General features: G+C 72.0%; 14 protein-coding genes and 1 riboswitch. Of the genes, 6 read left to right on the top strand and 8 right to left on the bottom strand.

Annotation, left to right across the window (positions count from 1 at the left end; genetic code table 11):
• Nucleotides 1–52: 52 nt before the first annotated feature.
• The 3 genes from AB0P24_RS17095 (at nt 53) to AB0P24_RS17105 (ending at nt 3,093) form a co-directional block, all read left to right on the top strand.
• Nucleotides 53–1,264 (top strand): DUF5931 domain-containing protein, encoded by a 1,212-nt coding sequence (locus AB0P24_RS17095; RefSeq protein WP_365794665.1) that lies wholly within the window; start codon nt 53–55, stop codon nt 1,262–1,264.
• Nucleotides 1,264–1,926, top strand: a complete 663-nt coding sequence (locus tag AB0P24_RS17100; protein WP_365794667.1) for a response regulator transcription factor — start codon at nt 1,264–1,266, stop codon at nt 1,924–1,926. The genes AB0P24_RS17095 and AB0P24_RS17100 overlap by 1 nt, the downstream gene beginning before the upstream one ends.
• A gap of 138 nt (nt 1,927–2,064) precedes the next feature.
• On the top strand, nt 2,065–3,093 hold the full coding sequence (locus tag AB0P24_RS17105) for a 6-phosphofructokinase (protein ID WP_365794669.1): 1,029 nt from the start codon (nt 2,065–2,067) through the stop codon (nt 3,091–3,093).
• A 66-nt stretch (nt 3,094–3,159) separates the two neighbouring features.
• On the opposite strand, the gene AB0P24_RS17110 is transcribed toward AB0P24_RS17105, so the two are convergent.
• Nucleotides 3,160–5,061: an anthranilate synthase family protein gene (locus AB0P24_RS17110; RefSeq protein ID WP_365794671.1), complete on the bottom strand. Its 1,902-nt coding sequence runs from the start codon at nt 5,059–5,061 to the stop codon at nt 3,160–3,162.
• A 108-nt stretch (nt 5,062–5,169) separates the two neighbouring features.
• On the bottom strand, nt 5,170–5,226 hold the full coding sequence (locus AB0P24_RS17115; protein WP_362754581.1) for a trp operon leader peptide: 57 nt from the start codon (nt 5,224–5,226) through the stop codon (nt 5,170–5,172).
• 106 nt (nt 5,227–5,332) lie between these two features.
• On the opposite strand from AB0P24_RS17115, the gene AB0P24_RS17120 reads away from it, so the two are divergent.
• Both AB0P24_RS17120 and AB0P24_RS17125 read left to right on the top strand, forming a co-directional pair.
• Nucleotides 5,333–6,685: a class II 3-deoxy-7-phosphoheptulonate synthase gene (locus tag AB0P24_RS17120; RefSeq protein WP_365794673.1), complete on the top strand. Its 1,353-nt coding sequence runs from the start codon at nt 5,333–5,335 to the stop codon at nt 6,683–6,685.
• Nucleotides 6,686–6,824: 139 nt separating this feature from the next.
• Complete coding sequence (locus AB0P24_RS17125) at nt 6,825–7,085, top strand: (2Fe-2S)-binding protein (protein ID WP_365794675.1); 261 nt, start codon at nt 6,825–6,827, stop codon at nt 7,083–7,085.
• 10 nt (nt 7,086–7,095) lie between these two features.
• Here AB0P24_RS17125 and bfr read toward each other — a convergent pair whose 3' ends face one another.
• Nucleotides 7,096–7,578, bottom strand: coding sequence for a bacterioferritin (gene bfr / locus AB0P24_RS17130; protein ID WP_365794677.1), 483 nt, complete (start codon nt 7,576–7,578; stop codon nt 7,096–7,098).
• Nucleotides 7,579–7,777: 199 nt separating this feature from the next.
• Here bfr and AB0P24_RS17135 point away from each other — a divergent pair, with 199 nt between their 5' ends.
• Nucleotides 7,778–8,410 (top strand): sulfite oxidase-like oxidoreductase, encoded by a 633-nt coding sequence (locus AB0P24_RS17135; RefSeq protein ID WP_365794679.1) that lies wholly within the window; start codon nt 7,778–7,780, stop codon nt 8,408–8,410.
• A gap of 45 nt (nt 8,411–8,455) precedes the next feature.
• On the opposite strand, the gene AB0P24_RS17140 is transcribed toward AB0P24_RS17135, so the two are convergent.
• The 5 genes from AB0P24_RS17140 to thiO all read right to left on the bottom strand — a co-directional run bounded on the left by AB0P24_RS17140 (nt 8,456) and on the right by thiO (nt 13,766).
• The gene (locus tag AB0P24_RS17140) at nt 8,456–9,334 is read right to left on the bottom strand and encodes a deoxyribonuclease IV (protein ID WP_365794681.1); all 879 of its coding nucleotides are present in this window, start codon (nt 9,332–9,334) and stop codon (nt 8,456–8,458) included.
• 34 nt (nt 9,335–9,368) lie between these two features.
• Nucleotides 9,369–11,327 (bottom strand): Stk1 family PASTA domain-containing Ser/Thr kinase, encoded by a 1,959-nt coding sequence (gene pknB, locus AB0P24_RS17145; RefSeq protein ID WP_365794683.1) that lies wholly within the window; start codon nt 11,325–11,327, stop codon nt 9,369–9,371.
• Between the two features lie 262 nt (nt 11,328–11,589).
• Nucleotides 11,590–12,384, bottom strand: a complete 795-nt coding sequence (locus AB0P24_RS17150) for a thiazole synthase (RefSeq protein WP_365794685.1) — start codon at nt 12,382–12,384, stop codon at nt 11,590–11,592.
• A gap of 3 nt (nt 12,385–12,387) precedes the next feature.
• Nucleotides 12,388–12,600: a sulfur carrier protein ThiS gene (gene thiS / locus AB0P24_RS17155; protein WP_365794687.1), complete on the bottom strand. Its 213-nt coding sequence runs from the start codon at nt 12,598–12,600 to the stop codon at nt 12,388–12,390.
• On the bottom strand, nt 12,597–13,766 hold the full coding sequence (thiO, locus tag AB0P24_RS17160; protein ID WP_365794689.1) for a glycine oxidase ThiO: 1,170 nt from the start codon (nt 13,764–13,766) through the stop codon (nt 12,597–12,599). Before thiO ends, thiS begins: the two co-directional genes overlap by 4 nt.
• A riboswitch (TPP riboswitch) is annotated at nt 13,764–13,875 on the bottom strand. It overlaps the preceding gene by 3 nt.
• Between the last annotated feature and the right edge of the window lie 128 nt (nt 13,876–14,003).

The following is a 14,003-nucleotide window of genomic DNA, read 5'->3' on the forward strand; positions in this document are numbered from 1 at the left end:
CCGGCGGACCGGGGGAAACGGGCCGGGGGGCCGGCAGAGGGACCGGGGGGTCATGAGCAAGCGGGAACGCGTCGTACGGATGTCGGTCGAGCAGCCCATGTGGCGTGCCCTCACCGGCTACCGCGTGCTGACCCTGCCGTACGCGATCGGCCTGTTCGCGTCGGCCTACCACGAGTACGACCGCGCGGGCGTCGCCATCGCCTACTACGCCGTCCTGACGGTCTGGACCCTGGCGACCCTGCCCCGCGTGCAGAGCGCGGCGGCCTGCACCAAGCGCTTCCTCGCCGTCGACCTCGCCCTCGCGCTCACCGGCATCGTGCTGACCCCCTGGGTGGTCACCCAGGCCCACCTCGACCGGGGCGGCCCGACCCTGCCGTCGATATGGACCGCCGGCTCGGTCCTCGCCTACGCCCTCAAGGGCGGCTGGCGCTGGGCCGCGTTCGCCTCCACGCCGGTCGCCGCCGCCAACCTGGTCGAGCGCGGCCACCCCGCCCGTGACACCGTCCACAACGTTGTCCTGGTCTGGGTCGCCTCCATCGCCATCGGGTACGTCGTCGAGGTCGCCCGCGCCTCCGAGCGCACCCTCGCCCGCGCCCTGGAGATCGAGGCGGCCACCCGGGAACGCGAGCGGCTCGCCCGGGACATCCACGACGGCGTGCTCCAGGTGCTCGCCATGGTGCAGCGGCGCGGCGCGGTGCTCGGCGGCGAGGCGGGGGAGCTGGGCCGGCTGGCCGGGGAGCAGGAGGTGGCCCTGCGGACGCTGGTCTCCGGCGGCCTGGTGCCCCCCTCGCGGGTCTCGGAGGACGAGGCCCAGGGCGCCGTCGTACGCCTGGTCGAGGAACCGGACGACAGCGGTCCGGTCGACCTGCGCACGCTGCTCGCGCCGTACGCCGGATCCCGGGTCAGCCTCGCCGAGCCCGGCGCGCCGGTGGAGCTGCGACCGGCGGCCGCACGCGAGTTGGCCGCCGCTGTCGGTGCCGCCCTGGACAATGTGCGCAGGCACGCGGGGGACGGGGCGCGGGCCTGGATCCTGGTCGAGGACGAGCCCGGCGAGGTCGTGGTGACCGTACGGGACGACGGCCCCGGCATCCCGGAGGGCCGGCTCGCCCAGGCCGAGGGGGAGGGGCGGCTCGGGGTGGCCCAGTCGATCCGGGGGCGGCTGCGCGACCTCGGCGGCAGCGCCGAGCTGTTCTCGACTCCCGGGCAGGGCACGGAAGTCGAGCTGACGGTACCGAAGGTCTCCCCGGGGAAGGCGGAGCGGTGATGAGCATCAAGGTCATGGTGGTCGACGACCACCCGATGTGGCGGGACGCGGTCGCCCGGGACCTGACCGAGTCCGGTTTCGAGGTGGTCGCCACCGCGGGGGACGGCGAGCAGGCGGTGCGCCGGGCCAAGGCCGCGGCGCCCGACGTCCTCGTCCTGGACCTCAATCTGCCGGCCAAGCCGGGTGTCCAGGTGTGCAAGGAACTCGTCGGCCACAACCCGGCGTTGCGGGTCCTGGTCCTCTCCGCGAGCGGGGAGCACGCCGACGTGCTGGAGGCGGTGAAGTCCGGCGCGACCGGCTACCTGCTCAAGTCCGCCTCGACCGAGGAACTGGTCGACGCGGTCGGCCGTACCGCCGTCGGCGACCCGGTGTTCACCCCCGGCCTCGCCGGACTGGTCCTCGGCGAGTACCGCCGGCTGGCCTCCGAGCCGGCCCCGGCCGCGGACGCCGACCGGCCCGGCGCGCCCCGGCTCACCGACCGCGAGACCGAGGTGCTGCGGCTGGTCGCCAAGGGCCTGAGCTACAAGCAGATCGCCGAACGCCTGGTCATCTCGCACCGCACGGTCCAGAACCACGTGCAGAACACCCTCGGCAAGCTGCAACTGCACAACAGGGTGGAGCTGGTGAGGTACGCGATAGAGGCGGGACTCGACGACGACTGATCTGATCTGATCTTCGGGCAGCGCGTAAACCAACCGCCCGACAATTCACCGGAATTGCCCTTACCCGCCCATCCCTGTGTGAGCTGGATCACCATTAGCGTGAGTCCCACCAGGCAACCGCGGCGAAGGGACATTTCCATGCGGGTCGGAGTACTGACCGGAGGCGGCGACTGCCCCGGGCTCAACGCCGTCATCCGCGGCATCGTCCGCAAGGGCGTGCAGGAGTACGGCTATGAATTCGTCGGCTTCCGCGACGGCTGGCGCGGACCCCTCGAAGGCGACACCGTCCGTCTCGACATCCCCGCCGTACGCGGCATCCTGCCCCGCGGCGGCACCATCCTCGGCTCCTCGCGGACCAACCCGCTCAAGCAGGAGAACGGCATCCGCCGGATCAAGGACAACCTCGCCAAACTGGAGGTCGACGCGCTGATCGCGATCGGCGGCGAGGACACCCTCGGCGTCGCCGCCCGCCTCACCGACGAGTACGGCGTGCCCGTCGTCGGCGTCCCGAAGACCATCGACAACGACCTGTCCGCCACCGACTACACCTTCGGCTTCGACACCGCGGTCGGCATCGCCACCGAGGCCATCGACCGCCTGCACACCACCGCCGAGTCCCACATGAGGGTCCTGGTCTGCGAGGTGATGGGCCGGCACGCCGGCTGGATCGCCATCCACTCCGGCCTCGCCGGCGGCGCCAACGTCATCCTCATCCCCGAGCAGCGCTTCGACATCGGCCAGGTGTGCGCCTGGGTCACCTCCCGCTTCAAGGCGTCGTACGCCCCGATCGTGGTCGTCGCCGAGGGCGCCATGCCGAAGGACGGGGACGTCGTCCTCAAGGACGAGTCCCTCGACTCCTTCGGGCACGTCCGGCTCTCCGGGGTCGGCGAGTGGCTGGCCAAGGAGATCGAGAAGCGCACCGGCAAGGAGGCCCGGACCACCGTCCTCGGGCACGTCCAGCGCGGCGGCACGCCCAGCGCCTTCGACCGCTGGCTGGCCACCCGCTTCGGCCTGCACGCCGTCGACGCCGTCCGCGACGGGGACTTCGGCAAGATGGTCGCGCTGCGCGGCACCGACATCGTCCGGGTGCCGATCGCGGAGGCCACGGCCAAGCTGAAGACCGTCGACCTGAAGCTGTACGAGGAGGTCGGGGTGTTCTTCGGCTGACAGCCGCCGGCCGCCTCTCCTCGACCCGCGCGCCGCCACGGCCACCGTGACGGCGCGCGGAGGGGACTACCGGACCGGCCTCTCCGCCGAGAACGTGCCGCTGCCACGCAGCTCGCCGATCAGCTCGCGCACCACGGCGGCGCCGTTCAGCGTGAGGATCGACTCGGGATGGAACTGCACCCCGGCGACACCAGGACCCCGCACCGCGTGCACCTCGCCGTTCTCCGCCCGGCTCACCTCGATGCCGTGCGCCGCCAGCTCCCGCGCCGCCTCCTCGTCGCAGCGGGCCACGAAGCTGTTGTAGAAGCCGACCGTCTCCGGGCGCCCGAACAGGTCCACGGTCATCTGCGCGCCCTGGTGGGGGACCTCCTTGCGGACGATGTCCAGCCCCAGCTCTGCTGCGATCAGCTCGTGCCCGAGGCAGACGCCCAGCACCCCGTGCCGGTGGCCCCGGATCAGGGTCGCCGTCAGCTCCCGCAGGAAGCGCATCCTCGGATCGTCCAGGTCGGACGGGTCGCCGGGGCCGGGGCCGAGCACCACCGGCCCCTCGTGCGCGAGCACGGCCGCCCGCAGCCCCGGCTCGTCGTAGCGCCGGACGGTGACGTCGAGTCCGCCGGCCCGCAGCACGTGGGCGAGCATCGCGGTGAACGTGTCCTCCGCGTCCACCACGAACGCGTGCCCGGTCAGTTCGCCGGTCCGCTCCTGCATCCGCAGCCAGAACGGCGCCAGCGCGGCCCGCCGCCCGTCCAGCGCGGCCCGCACCCGGGGGTCGTCCGCCAGCCGGGGCCGCGTCTCCTCGCCCCGGGGCCGGGACGGTCGTACGCCGAGGGCCGCCAGCACGCCCGCCGCCTTGGCGTGCGTCTCCGCGACCTCGCTCGCCGGGTCCGAGCCGCGCACCAGCGTGGCGCCGACGGGGACCCGCAGCCGGCCGTCCGCGTCGATGTCGGCGGTGCGGATCAGGATGGGGGAGTCCAGGGTCTGGGCGCCGGCGGATGCTTCCCGCCCGCCACCCGCGGACCGGCCGAGCAGGGCCAGCGCACCGGCGTAGTAGCCGCGTCCGCCGACCTCGTGCCGCTCGATCACCCGGCAGGCGTTCTGCACCGGGGACCCCGTGACGGTCGCCGCGAACATGGTCTCCCGCAGGACCTCCCGCGCGTCCAGCGAGGACTTCCCGCGCAGCTCGTACTCGGTGTGCGCGAGGTGCGCCATCTCCTTCAGCCGCGGGCCGACGACCACCCCGCCCATGTCCCCCACCGTGCACATCATCTTGAGCTCCTCGTCGACGACCATCGACAGCTCCTCGATCTCCTTGCCGTCGGCGAGGAAGCCGAGCAGGTGCTCGGGGGTGGGGCCCTCGGCGGGATAGCGGTACGTGCCGCTGATCGGGTTCATGACCACCGTGCCGCCGGACATCCGGACGTGCACCTCCGGGCTCGCGCCGACCAGCGTCCGGTCCCCGGTGTGCACGACGAACGTCCAGTACGCGCCCCGCTCGCCCTCCAGGAGCCGCCGGAACAGGGCCAGCGCGTCGGCGCGTGAGAAGCCCGGGATCTCGCCCTCGTACGTCCGCCGGATCACGAAGTTCGCGCCCTCGCCCCGGCCGATCTCCTCGCGCAGCACCCGGCCGACGATCCGCGCGTACGCGTCGTCGTCGACGTCGAAGGCGCCGCCTTCGACGCGGACGTCGTGGGCGGGGAGGGTCGCGAGGGCCTCGTCCAGTGGAATGTGACATACCACCGTCGGGGTCAGCACCAGCAGCGGTGTTCCGTCGTCCCGCACGTCGAACCCCCGCTCCCGGATCTGCCGGTACGGGATCAGGGCGAGCCCCTCGTCGGGCAGGTCGGCGAGCCGGTCGTGGGCGGTGACCGGGCCGAGCAGGACCTCCACCGTGCTCTCGTCGTGGCCGGGGGTGCGGCGGCGGAGCAGGGCGAAGGGGCGGTCGTCGTGGAGCAGCTGGTTCAGGTCCATGGTTCCTCTGCGGTCCTATGTCAGGGAGACAGGCGGGAGAGGAACGGCCCCGGGAACGCCGAAGGCCGCCCCTCCGGGCGGCCTTCGCGAAGTCTTGCGTACGCGCAGTCAGTGGGCCGCCGGAGAAGCGGTCCACCACCAGTTCCGAGTCGAATGCGCGAACATGCGGGAAACCCTACCCCACCGCCCGCCCTGTCCACAGGACAATCACCGCGTCTCACCAGTCGAGCCGGAGGAAAATATGGCGACACGACCCCGTAATGTTTACGAGGTGACCGTGAACGCTAAGACCAGCCTCGGTGCTGGCAACACCTGGCGAAACCTGCCCGCGGCGCAGCAGCCCGAGTACCCCGACCCCGAGGCTCTGCGCGCAGTCGTTGCGGAGCTGGAGTCGTATCCGCCGCTCGTCTTCGCGGGCGAGTGCGACCAGCTGCGCGCCCGGATGGCGGCCGTCGCCAAGGGAGAGGCGTTCCTTCTCCAGGGCGGCGACTGTGCCGAGGCCTTCGACGCGGTGTCCGCCGACCACATCCGCAACAAGCTCAAGACCCTCCTCCAGATGGGCGCCGTGCTGACGTACGCCGCGTCGGTGCCCGTGGTGAAGGTGGGGCGGATCGCCGGCCAGTACAGCAAGCCGCGCTCCAAGCCGACCGAGACCCGCGACGGCGTGACGCTGCCGACCTACCGCGGCGACTCCGTCAACGGCTTCGCCTTCAACGAGGCCGCCCGCATCCCGGACCCCGAGCGGCTGAAGCGGATGTACAACGCCTCCGCCTCGACGCTGAACCTGGTGCGCGCCTTCACCACCGGCGGCTACGCGGACCTGCGCCAGGTGCACGCCTGGAACCAGGACTTCGTGAAGTCCTCCCCGTCGGGCCAGCGCTACGAGCAGCTCGCGCGTGAGATCGACAACGCGCTGAACTTCATGCAGGCCTGCGGCGCGGACCCGGAGGAGTTCAAGACGGTCGAGTTCTTCTCCTCGCACGAGGCGCTGCTGCTGGCCTACGAGTCCGCCCTGACCAGGGTCGACTCGCGCACCGGCAGGCTGTACGACGTCTCGGCGCACATGGTGTGGATCGGTGAGCGCACCCGGCAGCTGGACGGTGCGCACATCGAGTTCGCCTCCAGGATCCGCAACCCGATCGGTCTCAAGCTCGGCCCGGCGACGACCGCCGAGGACGCGCTGAGGTACATCGACCGCCTCGACCCGGACCGCGAGCCGGGCCGGCTGACCTTCATCGTCCGGATGGGCGCGGACAAGGTCCGCGACAAGCTCCCCGAGCTGGTCGAGAAGGTCACCGCCTCGGGTGCCTCCGTGGCCTGGGTGACCGACCCGATGCACGGCAACACCTTCGAGGCGGCCTCGGGCCACAAGACCCGCCGCTTCGACGACGTGCTCGACGAGGTCAAGGGCTTCTTCGAGGTCCACAAGGCCCTCGGCACCCACCCGGGCGGCATCCATGTGGAGCTCACCGGTGACGACGTCACCGAGTGCGTGGGCGGCGGCGACGAGATCTTCGTCGACGACCTGCACCAGCGCTACGAGACGGCCTGCGACCCGCGGCTGAACCGCAGCCAGTCCCTCGACCTGGCCTTCCTGGTCGCGGAGATGTACCGGGACCAGTAGGGCTTCCGGCAGTGCTCTGGGGCGCGGATCACACCGGATCCGCGCCCTTCGCACTTTCGCGGCCCCTCAGGGATGGGTAAGGTTAGGTTTGCCTCACCGGAAAGCGGGAGGGCAGTGAAGAGACCCGTCCTGTCGGGAGGTGAACCGCGTGTATGTCTGCAGCTGCTTCGGCATCACCGAGGCCCAGGTCCAGCAGCACGCGGCGGACGGCGCCTGCACCCCCCGGCAGATAGCGTCCGCCTGCAAGGCGGGTACGGACTGCGGTTCGTGTGTCCGTCGTATCCAGGCGATTCTCGGCCGGGGCGCCTGCCCCCGCCGCGAGCCGGCCGGCCAGGGCCGTCCGGTGCTCGCCGCGGTCGACGCCGTCGAGGCGGTCGCCGCGCTCGACGAAGCGGCCTGAGGACCGGTGCTCAGCTGCTCTCGGGCTGCTCGATGACCTGCGCGATGTAGAGCGCCTCGCCGAGCTTCTCCAGCAGCTCCAGCTGGGTGTCGAGGTAGTCGATGTGGTGCTCCTCGTCCTTCAGGATGTCCTCGAAGATGTTCGCGGACGTGATGTCGCCCTTGTCGCGCATCACCTTGATCCCGCGCTTGAGGCGGTCGATCGCCTCCACCTCGATCTGCCGGTCGGCCTCGAACATCTCCTTCACGGTCTGCCCCACCCGGACGTGGAACAGCCGCTGGTAGTTGGGCAGCTCCTCCAGGAACAGGATCCGGTCGGTGAGCACCTCGGCGTGCTTCATCTCGTCGAACGACTCGTGCCGGGTGTACTTCGCGAGCTTGTACCAGCCGAAGTTCTCCTGCATCTTCGCGTGCAGGAAGTACTGGTTGATCGCGGTGAGCTCGCCGGTGAGCTGCTCGTTGAGGAATTCGATGACCTCGGGGTCGCCCTGCATCGCAGAGGCTCCTTCCGCGTGGGTTCCGTACCGGACGGATGGGACGTTTGCGGCGCATGATTGCACCGGCACAGAAGATCGTCCAGTAAGTGCGGACTTAGTAAGTAAGTGGATGTCTGGTGCTAATTGAGTGATTTGCTGATCTTTGCGTGGTCTGCCTGGTCGGGTGCACTGCCCGTGGTCTGTCAGGATGGAAGGCATGGGTCATCCGGTGGAGCACGCGTCTCGGGGAACCGCGGGAGCCGGGCTTCCGCCGGGCCAGCGGTTGCAGCGCGGCTGGCCGGTCACGCACTACGGCCCGGTGCCCAGGTTCCGGCCCGAGCGATGGGAGTTCCGGGTCTTCGGCGCCACCGCCGACGGGGGCGTGCACCTTTGGAACCACGAGCAGTTCACGGCCCTGCCGTACGTCACCGTGGTCGCCGATCTGCACTGTGTGACGAAGTTCAGCATGCTCGGCGCGGAGTGGGGCGGGATCCCGGCGCGGACCGTCCTGGAGCTCGCGCCGCCCGCCCCCGAGGTCACCCATGTGATGGTCTGGGCGGAGTACGGCTTCAGCGCCAACCTGCGCCTCGCGGACTTCGCCGCCGAGGGCACCGTCTTCGCCACCCACAAGGACGGCGAACTCCTCACCGCCGAGCACGGTTTCCCGGTCCGCCTGGTCGTGCCCCAGCTGTATGCCTGGAAGGGCCCCAAGTGGGTCCGCGGCGTCGAGTACATGACCGCCGACCGGCGCGGCTTCTGGGAGGAACGCGGCTACCACAACATCGGCGACCCCTGGCGGGAGCAGCGCTACTCCTACCAGGAGGGTCCCGGAGACGGCCCGGAGCTCTGAGGCGCCGGCGCCGCCGGCGGTGGGGTGAGCCGTCCGGCGAGGGCGTCAGCCGTCCCGGAGCCGCTTGAGCCGCTCGACGTCCGCCGCGTGCCCCTCCTTGCCGCCGGGCGTCTCGATGATCAGCGGTACGCCCGCGGTCGCCGGGTGGGTCATCAGCGCACGGAACGGGTCCTCGCCGATGTGCCCGGCGCCGATGTTCTCGTGCCGGTCCTTGTGCGCGCCGACCACGTCCTTCGAGTCATTGGCGTGGATCAGCTTCAGCCGCCCCTCGCCGACGGTCGACACCAGCAGGTCGAGGGTCTGGTGCATCCCGCTCGGCCCGGTCAGGTCGTGCCCGGCGGCGAAGACGTGGCAGGTGTCCAGGCACACACCCAGCTTCGGATGGGCGTCCAGCGCCTCGAAGTACGGGCCGAAGTCCCAGGTCCGCGAGCAGAGCGAGGCGCCCTGCCCGGCGGTGGACTCCAGGAGCAGGAACGGGTCGTCGTCATGGGTCAGCTCGTCGAGGAGCGGCAGCAGCTGCGTCCGTACCTGCTTCAGCGCCACGTCCCGGGCCCGGCCGCCGGTCGCGCTCCCGGTGTGCACGACCACGCCGCGCGCCCCGATCTGTCGGCCGCGCCGCAGCGAGTGCCGCAGCGACTCCACCGACCTCTCCACGGTCGCCTCGGTGTGCGAGCCGAAGTTGATCAGATAGGGGGCGTGCACATACGCCGGGATCGACTCCTGCGCGCAGGCCGCGCGGAACGCCTCGTCCTGCTTCGGACTGCCCGCCGGGGTGGCCCAGCCGCGCGGGTTGGCGACGAAGACCTGCACGGTCTCGGCCCGCAGCTCACGGGCGTACGACAGCCCCACCGAGTGCAGGCCGCCGGCCACCGGGACATGGCCGCCGACGGGGTTGCGGGCGGGACCCGACTGCTGACTCTTCACCCGTCAAGGGTGTCACGGCGCGGCCCGCGCCCGGTCAGCGGATGGTGATGGTGATCGTCGACCCCTTGGGCGCCTGCTCCCCGGCGTCCACCGACTGCTTCCGCACGGTGTCGCCGAACAGCCCGAGCAGCCCGCGGTCCTCCTTGACCTGGAAACCGGACTGCTCCAGCAGCTTGGTCGCGGCGTCCACGCTCGCCCCGACCACGTTCGGCACCTCGACCAGCTCGGGTCCCTTGGACAGGGTCAGCGTCACCGTGTCGCCCTCGGCGGCCTGCGCGTCGCCGGCCGGGGTCTGCCGGGCGACCTGCCCCTGGTCGTACTCGGAGTTGATCTCGGTGGCGGACACCGTCACCTTCAGCCCGGCCTCCTGAAGCTTCTGCCGGGCGTCGTCCAGGCCGTCGCCGGTGACGTCCGGGACGTCGACCGGGGCACCCTTGCTGACGACGAGCGCGATCGCGGTCCCCGCGTGCCGCTCGGTGCCCGCCCCCGGATCAGACGAAATGACCGACCCCTTGGGCACGTTCTCGCTGAACTCCCGGGTCACCATGCCCGGTTCGAGCCCGTCGGCCCGCAGCAGCGCCCTGGCCCTCGCCACCGTGCGGCCCTGCACATCCGGCACGCTCACCGTCTCGGGGCCGTCGGAGATGGTGAGCGCCACCGAGTCGTTGCTGCGGATCCGCTCGCCGGCCGCCGGGTCGGTGCTGATCACCGTGCCCCGCCGCACCGTGTCGCTGTAGGCGTGCTCCACCGATCCGACGTCGAGCCCGGCCTCCTTCAGCCGCGCGGTGGCCTGCGCCTCGGTCTTCGACAGCAGCGGCGGCACCTTGGTGAACTGCCCGGAGTTGATGTACCAGACGCCGGCTCCGGCGCCGAAGACGACCAGCACGGCGATCACGAGCGTCACCAGCCCGCGCCGGGACCGGCGGCCCCCGCGCCGCCGGTCGGGCCCGGGCGGCGCCTCGAACCTGCTGGTCCGCAGCGCCCCCTCGTCCTCCTCGTTGACCGGCAGGGGCCGGGACGGGGGTTCCCCCGCGCGACCGAAGCCGAGCGTGGGGGAGGCCGGCGACCCGGGTATGACACTGGTCCGGTCCTCGGCGATGTCATGCGCGCCCGCCAGCGCCTGCGGCGGTACGGCGTCCAACTGCTCGGCACCGAGCGCGCCGCGCGCCTGTCGCAGCAGGGCGAGCAGCGCGACCGCGTCGTACGGCCGGACCCCGGGATCGCGGGCGGTCCCGAGCGCGACCAGCTCATCCAGCTCGTAGGCCAGCCCCGGCACGACGGCGGACGGCGCCGGCACGTCCTCGTGCAGATGCTTGTACAGAACGACCGCGGGCGAGTCCGCGTCGTGCGGCTTCTGCCCGGTGAGCATCTCGTACAGCACGACACCGCACGCGTACACGTCGACGCGCGGATCGGCGGCCCCGCTCTCGACCTGCTCGGGCGCGAGGTACGACACGGTGCCGAGGACGGCGCCGGTCGTGCTGGTCACGGAGTCCACGGACCGCACCAGCCCGAAGTCCGCGACCTTGACCCGCCCGTCGTCCCCTATCAACACGTTCTCGGGCTTCATGTCCCGGTGCACGAACCCGGCGCGGTGCGCGGCGCCCAGCGCGGCCAGCACCGGCTCCAGGATGTCCAGCGCGGCCCGCGGCCGCAGCGCACCACGCTCGCGCAGCACGTCACGCAGGGTGCACCCGGCCACGTACTCCATGGCGAGATACACATACGACCGGTCGGCCCCCTGGTCGAAGACCTGGACGACATTGGGATGGGCCAGCCGGGCGACCGACTTGGCCTCCCGGATGAACCTCTCGACGAAGGACGCGTCGGCGGCGAGCGCCGGGTGCATCACCTTGAGCGCGAGGACGCGGTCCAGCCGGACGTCCAGGGCCCGGTACACCGTGGCCATCCCGCCGACGGCGATCCGCGCATCGACGCGATAACGGCCGTCGAGCACCTGCCCGACAAGGGGGTCCTGAAGGGTCGTATCCACCCGGCGAGTGTACGAGCACCGGCCGGCACCCCACAGGTGAGACCGCTTACCCCGGGGGACTGCAGCGCACCTGTGACGCTTCACACCCGGCTGAAATATGCACCTGCCCACCCGCAGCCGCCGACGACGCCCGCCCCGGGCATGCCTTCTCCCCTTTCCCGCAGCCGCCGACGACGCTCGGCCCCCACGGGAGAGCCCCGCTTCCCGGCAGACGGTTTCGGGCGGTGCGTGGATGGGAGGCGAGACGGGAGCGGGCCGGCGCTCAGAACGCGGGGCGCTCGGGGTCCAGCACGGCCAGGCCCGCCGCGGGAGACGACGCCTCCGCGAGATACCTGCGCGGGATCCGGCCCGCCAGCCGGGCCAGCCGCCCCGCCTCCACCCCGGCCCGCATGGCGTGAGCCATCCGCTCGGGATCCTGCGCCCGCGTCACCGCCGACGCCAGCATCACCCCCGCACACCCCAGCTCCATCGCCAGCGCCACGTCCGACGCCGTACCGGCTCCCGCGTCCAGAATCACCGGCACGCGCGCGTGCTCGACGATCAGCTGGAAGTTGTGCGGGTTGCGGATCCCGAGCCCCGACCCGATCGGCGACCCGAGCGGCATCACCGCGGCGCACCCCGCATCCTCCAGCTTGCGGGCCAGCACCGGATCGTCGTTCGTGTACGGCAGCACCGTGAACCCGTCGTCCACCAGCGTCTGCGCCGCCTCCAGCAGCTCGACCGGGTCCGGCAGCAGCGTCCGCTCGTCGGCGATGACCTCCAGCTTGACCAGCGAGGTCCCCAGCGCCTCCCGCGCCAGCCGGGCGGTCAGCACGGCCTCCCCGGCGGTGTAGCACCCCGCCGTGTTCGGCAGCACCCGGATCCCGAGCCGTTCGAGGACCGACAGCACCGAACCCCGTACCCCCGGGTCCACCCGCCGCATCGCGACCGTGGTCAGTTCGGTCCCGGACGCGACGAGCGCCCGCTCCAGCACCTCCAGGCTGGGCGCACCGCCGGTCCCCATGATCAGCCGGGAGGAGAAGGTCGTACCCCCGAGGACGAACGCGTCGTCGGCCATGGCTCAGCCTCCCTGCACGGCGGTGAGAACTTCCACGCGGTCACCTTCGGCGAGCCCGGTGGCCGCCCACTGCCCGCGCGGTACGACGGTCTCGTTGACGGCCGCGGCCACCCCGGACGGCGCGGCCGTGAGGGACCGTACAAGGGTGTCGAGAGCGGTTCCCGGGGCGATCTGGCGGCGCTCCCCGTTCACGGAGATGGTGACGGAGGTGTTCATACGGTCTGCTCCACGAGTGCGGCGGGGACGGGATCGAACCGTGCCGGTGTGAACGGACGGGCCTCCTGCGGCAGTTCGCCGCCGGCCAGCAGCTCCGCCATCACGTCTCCGGTGACCGGTGTGAGCAGCACCCCGTTGCGGTAGTGGCCGGTGGCCAGCAGCAGCCCGTCGAGGCGGGTCGGCCCGAGCAGCGGCGCGTTGTCGGGGGAGCCGGGGCGCAGTCCGGCCCGGGTCTCGGTCAGGGGCAGCTCGGTGATCCCGGGCACCAGCTCGTGCGCGTCGCGCAGCAGCTCGTACACACCGCCCGCCGTGACCGTGGTGTCCCAGCCGAGCTCCTCGCTGGTCGCGCCGACGACCAGCTCGCCGTTCTCCCGGGGCACCAGGTAGACGTTCCCGCCGCGTACCACGGCCCGTACGGTCCGGCTGAGGAACGGCGCGTACCGCGCGGGCACGGTCAGCCGCAGCACCTGCCCCTTCACCGGCCGCACCGGCGGCAGCACGTCCTCGGGCACGCCCGCCAGCTCGCCGCTCAGGCTCCCGCCGGCGAGCACCACCTGGTCCGCGCCCAGCGCCTCACCCGCGCGGGTGAGGACACCGGCGGCCCGCTCCCGTACCACCTCCAGGCGCTCCGCCCAGTCGCGGTGGAACACCACCCCGGCCCGCTCGCACGCGGCCACCAGCGCCCCCGCCAGCCGGCGCGGGTCGATCTGGTGGTCGCCGTCGACCCGCAGCCCGCCGCGCACGCCCGGCGCGAGCATCGGCTCAAGGCGCCGGCACTCCCGCCCGGACAGCCACTCGGACTCCAGGCCCGACTGCTGCTGGAGGGCGTGCAACTCGCGCAGATGGGCCCGGTCGTCGGCGTCCAGGGCCACCGCGAGAGTGCCGCAGCACCGGTAGCCGAGGTCGTGGCCGGTGAGCTCGGTCAGCTCGGCGGCGAAGCCGGGATAGCGGCGCGCGGAGGCCAGGTTGAGCCCCAGCAGGGTCTGCTCGCCGTAGTGCAGTTCGGTGACCGCGGCCAGCATCCCGGCCGCGACCTGCGCGGCCCCGCCGCCGGGCTCGGGGTCGGCCACGGCGACGGTGAGCCCGCGCTGAGCCGCTCGCCAGGCCGTGACCAGGCCGATGATGCCGCCCCCGATGACGAGGACGTCGGACGTACGTGAGGACATGGGCGTCCAGCCCCTCCCTTCGCCGGCATGACCCGGATCAGGTTCGTACGGTCGGAGGCCGCCAGCCTCCCTCTCAGCCCGGTGCGTCCGGGCTCCCGCGTGTGCTTCCCCGCCACCCTAGCCCGCGCGGCTCCGCCCTCGTAAGACGGCCTCGGACGGCGCTGTGGAACAGGTCACTCGCCCCGACCCCTGACTGACTCTTCGTCAGTTGTCTATCGTTCTTGTCTATGGTGGTCA

Origin of the sequence: Streptomyces sp. NPDC086519 (assembly GCF_040686075.1) — a bacterium.
Taxonomy (GTDB): domain Bacteria; phylum Actinomycetota; class Actinomycetes; order Streptomycetales; family Streptomycetaceae; genus Streptomyces; species Streptomyces shenzhenensis.